The sequence below is a fragment of the Cellulosimicrobium sp. PMB13 genome (genome assembly GCF_051294865.1).
In the GTDB taxonomy this organism is placed as follows: domain Bacteria; phylum Actinomycetota; class Actinomycetes; order Actinomycetales; family Cellulomonadaceae; genus Cellulosimicrobium.
The window spans coordinates 1,644,644-1,659,865 of the sequence record NZ_CP145910.1 but is presented as its reverse complement, the minus strand read 5'-3'; the positions used below and the strand labels follow the sequence as shown (position 1 = coordinate 1,659,865).

11 protein-coding genes and 1 pseudogene are annotated in these 15,222 nt (G+C 74.5%); 5 read left to right on the top strand and 7 right to left on the bottom strand.

Annotation, left to right across the window (positions count from 1 at the left end; genetic code table 11):
* Positions 1-69: 69 nt before the first annotated feature.
* On the bottom strand, positions 70-591 hold the full coding sequence (locus V5D56_RS07735; protein WP_435738461.1) for a hypothetical protein: 522 nt from the start codon (positions 589-591) through the stop codon (positions 70-72).
* A 108-nt stretch (positions 592-699) separates the two neighbouring features.
* Positions 700-1,299 (bottom strand): hypothetical protein, encoded by a 600-nt coding sequence (locus tag V5D56_RS07730; protein ID WP_435738460.1) that lies wholly within the window; start codon positions 1,297-1,299, stop codon positions 700-702.
* Positions 1,300-1,416: 117 nt separating this feature from the next.
* Here V5D56_RS07730 and V5D56_RS07725 point away from each other — a divergent pair, with 117 nt between their 5' ends.
* Together V5D56_RS07725 and V5D56_RS07720 are read left to right on the top strand one after the other, a co-directional pair.
* A complete protein-coding gene (locus V5D56_RS07725) occupies positions 1,417-2,049 on the top strand; it encodes a TetR/AcrR family transcriptional regulator (RefSeq protein WP_435738459.1) in 633 nt (210 codons plus the stop codon).
* Between the two features lie 88 nt (positions 2,050-2,137).
* Positions 2,138-4,426 carry a glycoside hydrolase family 3 N-terminal domain-containing protein gene (locus tag V5D56_RS07720; RefSeq protein ID WP_435738458.1) on the top strand — a complete coding sequence of 763 codons (2,289 nt, stop codon included), beginning with the start codon at positions 2,138-2,140 and terminating at the stop codon, positions 4,424-4,426.
* A gap of 149 nt (positions 4,427-4,575) precedes the next feature.
* On the opposite strand, the gene V5D56_RS07715 is transcribed toward V5D56_RS07720, so the two are convergent.
* The 3 genes from V5D56_RS07715 to V5D56_RS07705 form a co-directional block, all read right to left on the bottom strand.
* A complete protein-coding gene (locus V5D56_RS07715; RefSeq protein ID WP_435738457.1) occupies positions 4,576-6,894 on the bottom strand; it encodes a sodium-translocating pyrophosphatase in 2,319 nt (772 codons plus the stop codon).
* A gap of 149 nt (positions 6,895-7,043) precedes the next feature.
* Positions 7,044-7,565: a GyrI-like domain-containing protein gene (locus V5D56_RS07710; protein ID WP_435738456.1), complete on the bottom strand. Its 522-nt coding sequence runs from the start codon at positions 7,563-7,565 to the stop codon at positions 7,044-7,046.
* 90 nt (positions 7,566-7,655) lie between these two features.
* Entirely contained in the window at positions 7,656-8,387 is a 732-nt protein-coding gene (locus V5D56_RS07705) for an alpha/beta fold hydrolase (protein WP_435738455.1), read from the bottom strand.
* 151 nt (positions 8,388-8,538) lie between these two features.
* On the opposite strand from V5D56_RS07705, the gene V5D56_RS07700 reads away from it, so the two are divergent.
* Positions 8,539-9,972: a M18 family aminopeptidase gene (locus V5D56_RS07700; RefSeq protein ID WP_435738454.1), complete on the top strand. Its 1,434-nt coding sequence runs from the start codon at positions 8,539-8,541 to the stop codon at positions 9,970-9,972.
* A 90-nt stretch (positions 9,973-10,062) separates the two neighbouring features.
* A complete protein-coding gene (locus V5D56_RS07695) occupies positions 10,063-12,567 on the top strand; it encodes a DEAD/DEAH box helicase (RefSeq protein ID WP_435738453.1) in 2,505 nt (834 codons plus the stop codon).
* Positions 12,568-12,708: 141 nt separating this feature from the next.
* Here the strand turns inward: V5D56_RS07695 and V5D56_RS07690 are convergent, their stop codons facing one another.
* Both V5D56_RS07690 and V5D56_RS07685 read right to left on the bottom strand, forming a co-directional pair.
* Positions 12,709-13,566 (bottom strand): hypothetical protein, encoded by an 858-nt coding sequence (locus V5D56_RS07690; RefSeq protein ID WP_435738976.1) that lies wholly within the window; start codon positions 13,564-13,566, stop codon positions 12,709-12,711.
* Between the two features lie 57 nt (positions 13,567-13,623).
* Positions 13,624-13,788, bottom strand: a pseudogene (locus tag V5D56_RS07685) (LacI family DNA-binding transcriptional regulator); the annotation flags it as partial.
* 20 nt (positions 13,789-13,808) lie between these two features.
* Between V5D56_RS07685 and V5D56_RS07680 the strand changes: the two are divergent.
* Positions 13,809-15,074 carry an MFS transporter gene (locus tag V5D56_RS07680; protein ID WP_435738452.1) on the top strand — a complete coding sequence of 422 codons (1,266 nt, stop codon included), beginning with the start codon at positions 13,809-13,811 and terminating at the stop codon, positions 15,072-15,074.
* Positions 15,075-15,222 lie beyond the last annotated feature (148 nt).

Here is a 15,222-nt window from a genome sequence, read left to right as displayed (position 1 = left end):
ACCCCGGGCCGCACGGGACGACGTCGTGTCGCCCGGCGACCCGGGGTCGGGTCGGTCAGGGTGGAGGCGTCAGCAGTTCTGGGCGCCGTAGGTCGCGATGTTCGTCGTCGCGCTCATGAACTCCTCGCCCGTGAGCGCCGTCGTGGCCTCGCTGAGGGCGGTGACGTCGGCGTTCGCCGGGTCCCCGGCCGCGGCGGCCATCGTGTCCGTGAAGGTGCGGAACGTGGTGGTCAGGTAGTCCCAGTCGCTCGCGAGGTCCGCGGGCGGCTCGGCCGCCTCGAAGGCCGTCGAGATGTCCTCGAAGGCCTGGACCGCTGCCGCCGGGTCGCTCGTGTCGACGCCGCTCACGCCGGTGAGCTCGTCGATCGCGGCGCACACGTCGCCGGACGCGCCCTCCGCCTCGGCCTCGGGCTCCTCCTCCGTGGTCTCCTCGGTGGTCTCCTCCTCCGCGGGAGCCGACTCCTCGCTCGCCGTGGTCTCGGGGGTCTCCTCGTCGCTGCCGGAGCCGCCGCACGCGGCGAGGCCGAGGACGAGGAGGGCGCTCGTCGCGAGAGCGGTCGTGGTCTTGGTGATCGTCAGTCGGGTGCGCATGGGGACCATGCTGTCGTACCCGGGGGGTGACGGCGTGCCAGAACGGCCGATCCGGGGAGTCCTCCCCATGTGGCGAACGCCATGGGATGAAGTGTCCGGAAAAGGTTGTCAGGAGGTGGTGCAGCCTGCGTGGAAGAACTCGGTGACGCGCTGCGACGACCGGGTCAGCGCCCCGGTGTCGATCTTGCGTCCGACGCGGTCGATCGACCGCGCGAGCTCCTCCGGGTCGTCGGCCCCCGCGGCCTCCACCGCGTCGGCGATCATCGTGAGGTACGTCGTCACGACGTCCCAGTCCTGCGCGACGGCGCTCGGCGGCTCGGCCGCGGCCAGGGTGTCGCGGGCGGTCGTGAAGCCGGCGACGAGCGTCTCGGGGTGCTCCACGCTGAGGTTCACCTGGGCCTTCGCGGCGTCACCCCACGCGACCTCCGCGGCGTGGCACGCGGGGTCGACGGCGGCCGGGTCGGCGCCCTCGTCGGGCGCGCTCCCCTCGGCCTCGGCACCGCCGTCGGCGCTCGGGGTGTCGGTTCCCGTGCCGCCCGCAGGGGCCCCGTCGTCGGTCCCTCCCGCGCTGGCAGGCGGCACCGCGGCCGGTGCGGCCCCCGGCAGGGAGACGACGTCGAAGGAGCCGCTCGCGACCGTCGCGAAGCACAGCGTCGCCACGGCGACGAGCACGGCGCCGTGGGCCACGGTGCGCACCGGAGATCGCATGGCCACCATGATGAGGCCTCCGACGCCCTGGACGAACCCCCCGGACGGCACATCCGCGACATCCGCGGCCCGGAGGTCTCCATACGCCCGTATCGGTCGGCCCTCTAGGATGTCCGCGTGACGACCCCCGAGCCTCCCGACGAGACGCCGACGCGGGCGCTCGACGGCGCACGGACCACGGTCCAGGACCGCAGCACCCAGCGCCAGCGCGCGATGGTCGACGCCGCGGCGCGGCTGCTCATCGAGCACGGGCTCGGCGCGGTGACGCACCGGCAGGTGGCCCGCGCGGCGGGCCTGCCCCAGGGCTCGGCGTCGTACTACTTCCCGACGAGCGCGTCGCTCGTCGCCGCCGCGGTGGAGGCGGCCGAGGACCTGCGCGCGACCGCGGCGCAGGAGCACGCCGACGGGCTGCCACGGCGCGCCCGGTCGTCCGCCGCGACCGCCCGGGAGCTCATCGCGACCCTCTACGCGCCGCACGTGGACGACACGGTCGTCGACGCCCGCCTCGACCCCATGATCACCGCGATGCGCGACCCGGCGCTGCGTCCGATCATGCGCGCGTCGCGGCCTCGGCTCCTCGCCGCGCTGCGGACGGTCCTCGACGCGTCGGGCTACGACGACGTCGAGGACGTCGACCTGCTCGGGCACGTCGTCGACGCCGCTCTCGTCGGGGCCGCGGCGGAGGAGGACGGCAGGGTGCTCGACCACGCGACCGCGACCGTCGCCCGCCTGCTCGACCGCTGGCGCTGACGCGCGCGCGACGACCGCGACGACACGCCACCTCGGGTGTCGAACCGCTTTACTTACTGACCTGTCAGCCTTCCAGTAGGATGTGCGCGTGAGCACAGCCGCCTACCTCGACCCGTCCCTGCCCGTCGCCGAGCGCGTCGAGGACCTCCTCGCCCGCATGACGTTGCCCGAGAAGGTCGGGCAGATGCTCCAGCTCGACGCACGCGACGGCGTCGGGCCGCTGATCGAGGACAAGCACGTCGGCTCGATCCTCCACGCCTCCCCGGAGAACGTCCGCGAGGCGCACGCGCTCACGGAGGCCACCCGGCTGCGCATCCCCCTGCTCGTCGCCGAGGACGCGATCCACGGACACTCGTTCTGGGTCGGCGCGACGATCTTCCCGACCCAGCTCGGGATGGCGGCCACGTGGGACCCCGAGCTGGTCGAGCGCGTCGCGCGCGCGACCGCCGTCGAGGTCGCCGCCACCGGGATCCACTGGACCTTCTCGCCCGTCCTGTGCATCGCGCGCGACCTGCGCTGGGGCCGCGTCGACGAGACGTTCGGCGAGGACCCGTTCCTCATCGGCGAGCTCGCGTCGGCGATGGTCCGCGGGTACCAGGGCGGGGGCGACACGGACCCCACCGGGGTGCTCGCCACGGCGAAGCACTTCGCGGGCTACTCCGAGACCCAGGGCGGGCGCGACGCGAGCGAGGCCGACATCTCCCGGCGCAAGCTGCGCTCGTGGTTCCTCCCGCCGTTCGAGCGCGTCGCGCGCGAGGGCGTCGCGACGTTCATGCTCGGCTACCAGTCGATGGACGGCGTGCCCGTGACGGTCAACGGCTGGCTCCTCGACGAGGTGCTGCGCGGCGAGTGGGGCTACACGGGCACGCTCGTCACCGACTGGGACAACGTCGGGCGCATGGTCTGGGAGCAGAAGATCCAGCCCGACCACGTGCACGCGGCCGCCGCGGCGATCCGCGCGGGCAACGACATGGTCATGACCACGCCGCAGTTCTACGAGGGCGCGCTGGAGGCGGTCGCGCAGGGCCTGGTCGCCGAGTCCGCGGTCGACGACGCCGTGCGCCGCATCCTCACCCTCAAGGTGCGGCTCGGGCTGTTCGAGGACCCGCGCCGGCCCGACGTCGCGCGCCAGCAGGCCGTCATCGCGTCCGGCGAGCACACGGCCGTGAACCTCGAGATCGCGCGACGCTCGCTCGTCCTCCTGAGCAACGACGGCACGCTCCCGCTCGCCGGCGGTCTCACGGCCGGCGACGACGGCCGCGCGGTCGCGCCCGCCGGCTCGCCGGGCCGCACGGTCGCCGTCGTCGGGCCCAACGCCGACGACGACCACACCCAGCTCGGCGACTGGGCCGGCGCGTCCGGACAGGCCGACTGGCTGCCGACCGGGCACCCGCGCGAGATGACGGCCACCGTCCTCGACGGCTTCCGCGAGCACGTGCCCGGCGGGTGGACCGTGACGCACGCGCGCGGCGCCGACATCCTCACGCTCGAACCCGACCCCGAGGGCGCGTTCTTCCCCGACGGACAGCCCCGCCCCCAGGTCGTCGTGCCCGCGTCGCCCGACGACGCGCTGATCGCCGAGGCCGTCGACGCGGCCCGGGAGGCCGACTACGTCGTGGCGGTCGTCGGCGACCGGATCGAGCTCGTCGGCGAAGGCCGGTCGACGGCGACGCTGGAGCTCGTCGGCGGACAGGTCGCGCTCCTCGACGCGCTCGCCGCGACGGGCACCCCGCTCGTCGTCGTGGTGGTGGCGTCCAAGCCGCTCGTCCTGCCGCCGTCCGCGCGCGACGCCGCCGCGATCGTGTGGGCCGCGAACCCCGGCATGCGCGGCGGGCAGGCCGTCGCCGAGCTGCTGCTCGGCCTGGTCGAGCCGGAGGGCCGGCTGCCGGTCTCGTTCGCGGAGCACGCCGGCCAGCAGCCCACCTACTACAACCAGGTGCGCGGGCAGCACGGCGACCGGTACGCCGACCTCACCCAGCGCACCGCGTTCGCGTTCGGCGAGGGCCTGAGCTACACGACCGTCGAGTACGCCGACCTGCGCGTCCAGGACGCGGTCGTCGGGCTCGACGACGTCGTGCGCGCCCAGGTGACGCTGCGCAACGTCGGTGCGCGCGCGGTGCGCGAGACCGTGCAGGTGTACGTCAGCGACGCCGTCACGACGGTGACGTGGGCCGACAAGGAGCTCAAGGCCTACCGCAAGGTGGAGCTCGCCCCGGGCGAGACGGCCGTCATCGACCTCGAGGTCCCGGTCGCCGACTGCACGCTCGTGGACGCCGCCGGTCACCGCGTCGTCGAGGCGGGCGACTTCGAGCTGCTCGTCGGCCCGTCGTCGCGCGACGAGGCGCTCCTGCGCGCCGGCTTCACCGTCAAGGGCTGACCGCGCTCGGAGACAGAGCCCCGGTGCGCGAGATAGAGCCCCGGTGCGCGAGATAGAGCCCCGGTCATCGACCAGGGCTCTATCTCGCGAGCTGGGGCTCTCTCTCGGCGGAGTGCTGCCCTCGCCCGAGCGGGCGGAGCTGTCTCCGGTCAGGCGCCGCTCGTCACCTCCTCGCGCACGTCCGCGATCTCCTCGCGGTCGACCCGGGCCGCGCGGAGCCGGGACATGATGACGGCACCGAACGCGATGCCGGCCGCGACGACGGCGATCCCGATGCGCAGCACCTGGTTCGCGTCCTCCGGCACGCTGAGCAGGACCACGGCCGGCGCGATGAGCAGCGAGACGAGGTTCATGACCTTGATGAGCGGGTTGATCGCGGGCCCCGCGGTGTCCTTGAACGGGTCGCCCACGGTGTCGCCGATCACGGTCGCCGCGTGCGCCTCGGACCCCTTGCCGCCGTACGCGCCGTCCTCGACGATCTTCTTCGCGTTGTCCCAGGCGCCGCCCGAGTTCGCGAGGAACACCGCCATGAGCACGCCCGCACCGATCGCGCCGGCGAGGAAGCCCGCGAGCGGCCCGACCCCGAGGCCGAACCCGACCGCGATCGGCGCGAACGCCGCGAGGAGGCCCGGCGTCACGAGCTCGCGCAACGAGTCGCGCGTGCAGATGTCGACGACCTTGCCGTACTCGGGACGCTCGTCGTACGTCATGATCCCCGGGTGCTCGCGGAACTGACGGCGCACCTCGAAGACGATGGCACCCGCGGCACGGGTCACCGCGTCGATCGCGAGCCCGGAGAAGAGGAACACCGTCGCCGCGCCGAGGATCACGCCGACCAGCGTGATGGGCGAGATGATCTCGTAGTCGAGCATCGACGTGACGAGGCCCGCGCCCACGGACTCGACGTCCGCCATCGCGTGGTTGACCGCGTCCGCGTACGAGCCGAACAGCGCCGTCGCGGCGAGCACGGCCGTCGTGATGGCGATGCCCTTGGTGATCGCCTTCGTCGTGTTCCCCACGGCGTCGAGGTCGGTGAGGATCTGCGCGGCGTCCGACTCGTCCGCCTCCGACGCCTCGCCGAGCGACATCTCGTAGATGCCCTGGGCGTTGTCGGAGACCGGTCCGAACGTGTCCATCGCGACGATGACGCCGACGGTCGTGAGCAGGCCGCACCCGGCGAGCGCGACGAGGAACAGCGCGAGCCACACCGAGCCGCCCGCGAGCAGGAAGAGCCCGCAGATCGCGGCCGCGATGACGCCCGCCGTGTAGACGGCGGACTCGAAGCCGACGCCGATGCCCGACAGGACGACCGTCGCGGCACCGGTGCGCGAGGTGGCGGCCACGTGCAGGGTGGGCTTCGACGTCGTGCCCGTGAAGTAGCCCGTGATCCACAGGATGATCCCGGCGAGGACCACGCCGATGACGACCGCGAGGCTCGCGACGACGCGCGGGTCCGCGGCGATCCCGGAGAGGTCGCCCAGGTCCGCCGTCCCGTCCATCTCGCCGAACGAGGACGGCAGGTAGACGAACGCGGCGACGGCGGCGAGCACCGCGCCGACGAGCGCCGAGAGGTAGAAGCCGCGGTAGATCGCCTTGAGGCCGTTCTCCTGGCCCCGCACGCGCGTGATGAACACGCCGAGCACGGCGACGAGCGCGCCCATCGCGGTGACGATCAGCGGGAAGACGAGGCCTTCCTCACCCATCGCGGCCTTGCCGAGGATGAGCGCCGCGACGAGCGTCACCGCGTAGGACTCGAAGAGGTCGGCGGCCATGCCTGCGCAGTCGCCGACGTTGTCGCCGACGTTGTCCGCGATGGTCGCCGCGTTGCGCGGGTCATCCTCGGGGATGCCCTGCTCGACCTTGCCGACGAGGTCCGCACCCACGTCCGCCGCCTTGGTGAAGATGCCGCCGCCCACGCGCATGAACATCGCGAGCAGCGCCGCCCCGAAGCCGAAGCCCTCCAGCACGGCAGGAGCGTCGCCTCGGTACAGCAGGACGACCCCCGCCGCACCGAGCAGGCCTAAACCCACGACGGACATCCCCACCACGCCGCCGGTGCGGAACGCGATGCGTGCGCCCTCCGTCCGGCCGCCCGGACGCGTCGCGGCAGCCGCGACGCGGACGTTCGCTCGCACGGCGAGCCACATACCGAGGTAGCCGATCGCGGCGGAGAACGCCGCACCCACGAGGAAGGCGATCGAGCGGCCGACGCGCACGCCGCCATCGCCCGGCAGGAGGAACAGCAGGCCGAACACGATGACGGCGAACAGCGCGAGGGTGCGGAACTGTCGGCTCAGGTAGGCCGCGGCACCCTCCTGCACGGCCAGGGCGACGTCGCGCATCGCGTCGTTGCCCTCCCGTGCGGCGAGGACCTGTCTGCGCAGGACGACGGCGAAGCCGAGGGCGACGAGCGCGATCAGCGCGATCACCCCGACGATGGCGAGACTTTCGGTACCGAGGGTGGGCATCCGTCCTCCTTGACGACTGCGGTCGTGCCTGGCCCCTGCCGACACGATGGGGAGGAGTCTACGCACGTGTGTCGTGGGTCACGACCGTTCGTGCAGCCCGTCACAAGCACGCCCGTCACGGCGGCCGTGCCACGGCACACCGCACCGTGTCAGTCCGCGAGACGGAAGGCCAGCTCGTGGTCCCACTCGGCCAGGTCGGGCTGCTCGGACGGGTCCGTCAGGTACCGCTCGACCCGCGCGCCCCACGCGCGCTGCTGGTCGTCCGCGTCCCACGCCAGGCCCTGCGTCGCGGCCCACGCGAGCAGGTCGCCCGTCACGGCCTCGAGCTCGTCAGGGTGGCCGTGGTGGCCCACGACCACGTACCTCCCCGCCGGCAGCGTGCCCGACCGGGGGCCCGGTGCGACGACGTGCCCGACGGGTGCGGCGTCGTCCGGCACGGGCGTGGCGACGGGGAACCCGACGTCGAGGACGAGATCGTCCTCCATGTCGATCACGCGATAGCGGAAGAACGGTGGGCCGGCCGGCTCGACGCCGCGCTCGGCGAGCCACGCGAGCACCTCGAGGAGCCGGTCGGCCGCCTCGGCGATCGTCGCCATCGTCACGGTGCACGTCACGCCGACGTACGGGACGTCGGGGCGGGCCTGGATCTCGGGGGTCTGCTGGAGCGTCATGGCCGGTGGACCTCGCCGGCGCGGCAGACTCATCGGCGTCCGCCGGTGCCGTCGCCGCGATGCCGACGACACGCGCCCGCGGGCGGACCCTCAGCCGTCGCGCACGAGGCGCCCGACGGCGTCCGCCCGGGTCAGGGGGAACAGGTGGCCCTCTTCCGCGACCCCGACGCGCGGCAGGTCCAGCCGTTCGGCGAGCTCACGCTGCTCGCGCAGGAACCGGGCGCTCGCTCGCGTGCCGGTGATGAGCAGCGGGTGCGCCGACGACGGGACGGCACGACCGTCGTCGAGCAGACGGCGCACGCGGGGCGCCTGCTCCCAGCTCGCCGTCCACTGGTCGGCGACGTCGAGCCACCCGGCGCGGTCGCCGTAGCGCGCGGCCGCGACGTCTCGGGCGAGGTCGTCGGGGCGGTGCGCGACGGCGCGCACGGCCGCCCGGCGCAGCGCCGGTCCGGTCGGGGCGAGGACGTCCGCGACCGCACCCACGGCCGCACGTCCGGCACGCGACGCCCGGGTCCCCGGGTGCAGCGCGGGACGGTGCCGCTCGAACGGGCTCGAGGGGTCCAGCAGCACGAGGCGTCGCACCTCGTCGGGGTGGAGGAGGGCCCACTCGAGCGCGGCGAGACCGCCCGCGGAGTGCCCGACGAGCGCGACGTCGTCGGACCCGTCGACGTCCAGGGCGGAGCGGAGCGAGCCCGCCGGGTCGGTCACCGGCGTGCGCCAGGCGTCGAGGACGCGGACGTCGCCGTCCGGATCGATCGCCCGGGCGAGGGGGACGTAGTCCTCCGGTGCCAGGGCGAGTCCCGGCAGGACGACCCAGATCATCGCGCTCTCCTCTCTGCCCGGTGAGGCCGTCACGACGGTACGCGGTCGACCTGGACGTCGCCCGGAGGCCGGCTGGAGGCCGCCCGGACGTCGGCGACCTCGGCCGGACGCCGGCCCGGGCGACCGGGCGGCGCGGTGCGAGACTGGCACCATGCCCGCACCGACCGCTGCCGCGCACGAGCACGCCCTCGACCTCATGTCCTTCGTCCAGGCCTCGCCGTCGTCGTTCCACGCGGCGCACGAGGTGGCTCGCCGTCTCGTCGCGGCGGGCTTCACGCAGCTCGCGGAGACGGACGCGTGGCCGACGCACGCGGCGTCGACCGGGCCCCTGAGGGAGGTGCAGCGCGAGCCCGACGTCGGAGGGCGGTACGTCGTCGTGCGCGACGGGGCCGTGATCGCCTGGGTCGTGCCGCCGGGCGCCACGCCGACGACACCGTTCGCGATCCTCGGCGCCCACACCGACTCCCCCGGGTTCAAGCTCAAGCCGCGCCCCGGCCTCGTGCGCGAGGGCTGGTGGCAGGCGGGCGTCGAGATCTACGGCGGGCCGCTGCTCAACTCGTGGCTCGACCGCGAGCTCGAGCTCGCCGGGCGGGTCGTGGTGGGCGACGGCACACGGCCGGACGACGTGCACCTCGTGCGCACCGGGCCGCTGCTGCGCATCCCGCAGCTCGCGATCCACCTGGACCGCCAGGTGAACGACGGCCTCGCCCTCGACAAGCAGCAGCACACGCAGCCGGTCTGGGGGCTGTCGTCGGCGGCGGGCTCCGCGGGCTCCGACCGGGTCGGCGGCGGCCACGACGGGCCCGCGGAGGCCGACGTCCTCGCCGAGCTCGCGCACCACGCGGGGGTGCGCGCGAGCGAGATCACCGGCTACGACGTCGTCGTCGCCGACACGCAGGACCCGCGGGTCTTCGGGGCTCGCGACGCGTTCCTCGCGTCGGGGCGGCTCGACAACCTGATCTCCGTGCACGCCGGGCTCACCGCGCTGCTCGAGGTCGCGGGTGCGGGCGCGGGTGCGCCGGGGGCGGGCGCGACGGTCGAGAGCGACGGGGCCGCGACGATCCCCGTGCTCGCCGCGTTCGACCACGAGGAGATCGGGTCGGAGTCGCGCTCCGGGGCGTCAGGACCGTTCCTCGCCGACGTGCTCTCGCGGGTCGCCGCCGGTCTCGGCGCGGGCGAGGAGCAGCGCCACCGCCAGCTCGCGGCGTCGCTGTGCGTGTCGAGCGACGTCGGGCACTCGGTGCACCCCAACTACCCCGAGCGCCACGACCCGGCGAACCGCCCGCTCGCGGGCGGTGGTCCGATCCTCAAGATCAACGCCAACCAGCGGTACACGACCGACGCGCTCGGCGCCGCGGCGTGGGCGCGCGCGTGCGCGACGGCCGGGGTGCCGAGCCAGGAGTTCGTGTCGCGCAACACGGTCCCGTGCGGCTCGACGATCGGGCCGCTCACCGCGACGCGCCTCGGGATCCGGACCGTCGACGTCGGCGTGCCCATCCTCTCGATGCACTCCGCGCGCGAGCTCACGGCCGTCGTGGACCCGTGGTACCTCACGCGGGCGGTCGTCGAGGTGTTCCGCGGCTGACCCTGGACCTGTCAGGCGAGAGGTCACCCCGGTCCCGTGGCCCCGACCCTGGCCGCCGCGACGGTGGGCGCCGGGTGGAAGACTCGTGCCGTGCCCGACGCCTCTGCCCCGCCGACCCTGGTGACGTCGAGCCCGCTCCTCGACGTGCTCCTCGCGGGCGGGCGTCGTGCGGACCGGCTCACGCACGTCCGTGAGCTGCCCGCGCGCGACGGCGTGCACGGCGACTGGCCCGCCTGGTCCGACGCCGCGCTCGTCGCCGGGTACCGCGCGCTCGGCGTGGAGCGGCCGTGGGTCCACCAGGCCGTCGCGGCCGATGCCGCGTGGTCGGGCCGGCACGTCGCGCTCGCCACGTCCACCGGGTCCGGCAAGTCACTCGCGTTCTGGCTCCCGGCGCTGACGTCGGTCCGGGCCGACGTCGCGGCCCGTACGCTCGACCCCGGGCGCATCGAGTCCGTCGCGCGCCGCGGGTCCGTGCTGTACCTCTCGCCGACCAAGGCCCTGGCCGCCGACCAGCTCGCCGGGCTGCAGCGGCTGCTCGACGCGGCCGGGACGCGGGACGTGCGCGTCTCGACGTGCGACGGCGACACCTCGCCCGACGAGCGCCGCTGGGTGCGCGAGCACGCCGACGTCGTGCTCACCAACCCGGACTTCCTGCACTTCGCGCTGCTGCCGAACCACCGGCGCTGGTCACGGCTCCTGCGCGACCTGCGGTACGTCGTCGTGGACGAGGGGCACGCGTACCGCGGCGTCTTCGGCGCGCACGTGTCGCTCGTCCTGCGGCGGCTGCGGCGGCTCGCCGCGCACTACGCGCGCGAGGGCGAGGCGGCGCCGACGTTCGTCGTGGCGTCGGCGACGACGGCGGACCCGGCCGTGAGCGCGGCGCGGCTCGTCGGCGTGGACCCGGCGGACGTCGTGACGGTCGCCGGTGACACGTCCCCGTCGGGTCACCGGACCTTCGCGCTCTGGGAGCCGCCCGTGGTGGCGGGCTTCGGCGCGGCCGCACAGCACCAGGAGGAGCACGTCGACGACCCGGCGGTGCCCACGGCGCCGACCGAAGACGAGGCGCCCGAGCACCCCCGACGCAGCGCGACGTCGGAGGCGGCCGACCTGCTCGCGGACCTCGTCCTCGCCGGCGCCCGCACGCTCGCGTTCACGCGCTCGCGCCGGGGCGCCGAGGCGGTCGCGACGCAGACCCAGGACTACCTGCGCCCCGTCGACGCCGACCTCGCGCGGCGCGTCGCGGCGTACCGCGGCGGTTACCTGCCCGAGGAGCGCCGCGAGCTCGAGGACGCGGTCCGCTCCGGCGCGGTCCGGGCGCTGGCCACGACAAACGCGCTCGAGCTCGGGGTCGACATCTCGGGTCTCGACGCGGTGCTCGTCGCGGGCTGGCCGGGGACGCGCATGTCCGTCTGGCAGCAGGCCGGCCGAGCGGGGCGTGCCGGCGCGGACGGGCTCGTGGCGTTCGTCGCGCGCGAGGACCCGCTCGACACGTACCTCGTGCACCACCCCGAGGCGATCTTCGACGCGCCGCTCGAGGCGACGGTCTTCGACCCCGCCAACCCGTACGTCCTCGCACCGCACCTGTGCGCGGCGGCCGCGGAGGTCCCCCTGCGCTCGGAGGACCTCGCCGCGTTCGGCGACCCGGCGGCCGTGACCGACCTGCTCGGCGTGCTCGTCGCGCGCGGCGCCCTGCGCCGGCGGGCGTCGGGCTGGTACTGGACGCACGCGCAGCCCGCCGCGGGGATGACCGACCTGCGCGGGTCCGGCGGCTCCCCGGTCCGCGTCGCCGAGGCGCGCACCGGCCGCCTGCTCGGGACGGTCGACGCGGCGTCGGCCGACGGGACCGTGCACGACGGCGCGGTGTACGTCCACCAGGGCGCCACCTACGTCGTCGAGCACCTCGACCTGACCGACGGCGTCGCGCTCGTGCGCCGCACCGACGTCGACTTCGGCACGTGGTCGCGCTCCGTCACGTCGATCACGATCGCCGACGAGCCGGGGCCCGGGGACGCGGCCGCCGGGCGCGAGGTCGTCGAGCGGCGCTGGGGCCCGGTCGGCTGGGGGTACGGGCCGGTCGACGTGAGCTCGCAGGTCGTGAGCTTCCAGCGTCGCCGTCTGCCGGACCTGCAGATCCTCGGCACGGAGCCCCTCGACCTGCCGGAGCACACCCTGCCCACCATGGCCGTGTGGTGGACCGTGCCCGAGTCCGTGCTGGAGGAGGCCGGGGTCGACGCCGACACCGCGCCCGGAGCGCTCCACGCCGCCGAGCACGCGTCGATCGGGTTGCTCCCCCTCCTCGCGACGTGCGACCGGTGGGACCTCGGCGGCGTGTCGACGGCGCTGCACGTCGACACCGAGCAGGCGACGGTGTTCGTCTACGACGCCTACCCCGGCGGGGCGGGCTTCGCCGAGCGCGGGTACGAGCTCGCCGCCACGTGGCTGCGCGCGACGCGCGACGCGATCGTGCGCTGCCCGTGCCAGGACGGGTGTCCCGCGTGCGTCCAGTCGCCCAAGTGCGGGTCGTACAACGCGCCGCTCGACAAGGACGCCGCCGTGCGGCTGCTCGACGCCGTGCTCGCGTACGCTCCCGCCTGACCGGACCGTCGCGCGGCCACCGCCCGACCACGACACCGCACCCCGCGGCCCCGGGTACGCCGGCCGGTCCGGGAGCGGGCCATGCTCCCACCGTCGTCAGAGGGTCGGTGATCGCTCGAGGAGGCGCAGGAGGGACGGCACCTACCGACCGGTGTCCGGCCGTCTTTCGGGCGCGACCACGCTCCACGGCACCTGGTGTCCTTCGAGCGCGCCCGAGAGGGCCGCTCGCGCGCACGCACGGCCTTGCTCGCGCAGGGAGGCCGACACCGACCAGACTCCCGAGGTGGTGGCTTCTCGCGAGGCGTCCCACCCGGTGATCGTCACCTTCCGTCGCGTGCCCCCCAGCGCCGAACGGGCCCCGAGCGCCAGCTCGTCGCTCATGGCCAGCACCACCACGGGGCCGGAGCCCTCCAGCGTCTCGAGCAGCGCCGCGGCAGCGTCCTCGCCCCGTTCGCGCTGGTTGCGCTCGACGACGGCGATCCGCACGTCGCCCCAGTCGTGACCAGCCTCGGTCAGCGCGTCGCGGTAGCCGGCCAGACGTGCACCGGTCACGGGGAAGGGGACCGCCTGCAGGTCCGTCAGGTCGAGGGGCAATTCGTCGCCGCGCAGGACGCCGCTGGTGCGACGCCGGTCCAGGGGGAAGCTGATGATGACCGGGACAGCCTCCGCCAGCGGCGTGGCTGCCGCGACCGCTGCCGCGGCGGCGCGGTCGTCGGGCGCGATGCAGACCAGGCCCGGCTGGGCAGGACCGCCTTGGATGGCAGCGGGTCGTCCGCTGGCCGCGACGGCAGCGAGGACGGGGTCGCCGGCCACCGTGGTCCACAGCACGTAGCAGTCCACCGCCGCTGACAGCACCCGGTCCACGTCGGTGGCATCCCCTCGAGTGGGGATCAGCACCATACCCAGGTCCTCGCTGACGCAGACCTCCGCGATCCCGGCGAGGAACTGCGCAGCCTGTGGATCGTCGAAGAGGTAGGACAGGTGCTCCCCGACCACCACCCCGAGCTGCTTGGCCCGGCCCGAGCGCAGGGCACGGGCCGTGCTGTCGGGGTGATAGCCCAGCTCGGCCGCGGCTGCGAGGACTCGGGTCCGGGTGGCCTCGGCCACTCGCGCGGGGTGGTTGAACGTGTAGGAGACGGTCATGGGCGCGACCCCCGCCTGCTGGGCGACGTCTTTGACGGTGGGCCGCCGTCGTGCAGGTGGGTTCACACCGGACAGCATACTTGTGTAACGTTACGATCATGCACCGAGACATCAGCGCCGCCGCGCCGCGCCCACCCTTCGACGGTGCGCGTGCCGCCTACGCGCCCTACGCCGCGTTTGCTGCGTTCGGGATCTTCTGGGGTGCGTGGGGCGCTGCGCTGCCCGCGTTGCGCACCCAGGCGGGGGTCAGCGACGGCCAGCTGGGCACCGCCCTGCTCTTCGTCGGTCTGGGAGCGCTGCCGACGATGGCCGTCACCGGACGCGCGGTGGACCGCTTCGGGCTGCGCGTGGCGGCCTGGCTGCTGGCGGCTCTCGCGGGCGCCGGCCTGCTCATCACCGCCGGAGCGGACGGGATGGTGCTGCTGGTGACCGGGATGCTCATGGTGGGCGCCGCCTCCGGTGCCGCGGACGTCGCCATCAACACGCTGGCCGGGCGCGCGGAGCACTCCACCGCACAGCCTCTGCTCACCCGTTCACACGGGCTGTTCTCCGTGGGCGTGGTCATCGCCAGCCTGTCCACCGGAGCGCTGCTGGGTGGGGGGCTGTCACTGCTGGCGACCTTCGCCGTCGTGGCGGCGGTGATGAGCGTCCTCGCAGCGACTGCCTGGCTGACCAGCGCGTCGCTGCAGATGCCGGATCACCAGGCCCCTGCTGCTGCCCGGCAGGAGTACGAGGCACCGACACGCTCCGGCACGACAGCGCCCCGCGGCGCACCACGCTTCACGGGTCTGTTGCGCCGGGTCGGCCCGACCTCACCGCTGCTGGTCGTGGGACTGGTCGCTGCCTCGGCATACGCCGTCGAGAACGCCCACCAGAGCTGGGGAGCGGTGATGCTCACCGACGTCTTCACCGCCTCGCCCCAGATGGCGGCCGCAGCCCCGGCGACCTTCGCCGCCACCGCCGCGCTGGCCCGCCTGAGCCTCGCGCCGCTCTCACGCAGCCACCCCACCGCGATGCTCGTCGGTGGCGGCGCCCTGGCCACCGCAGGCACCACGGTGCTGGCCATCGCTCCCTCGGTCGCCGTGGCCCTGGTGGGGCTCGTGCTGGCCGCCCTGGGCACCGCGACGCTGTTCCCCACGCTGCTGAGCCGCAGCCTGCGTGGCACGGACCCCGCGCAGCACGGCCGGGCCACCTCCACGGTCGCCGCCACCGCCTATCTGGGCTTTCTGCTCGGTCCAGCCTGCGTGGGCCTGCTGGCCGACCGCAGCGACCTTCGCGGCGCGATGCTGGGCGTGGCCGCGCTCGCCCTGATCTTCACCGTGACCGCAGCGCCGATCAGCGCCTGGGCGGCGAGAAGGAGATGATGCACCTCGACGTCGCAGCGCCCAGTCCGACGACGGATCGGGTGCGTCCGGACGCGGCTGACGCCGAGGTCCGGGCGGCGCAGGACCCGTGAGCTGACGCGTCGGCGGTGGTCCCGCCAGCACCGGGACGGGCACGCGAAGCGGTCCT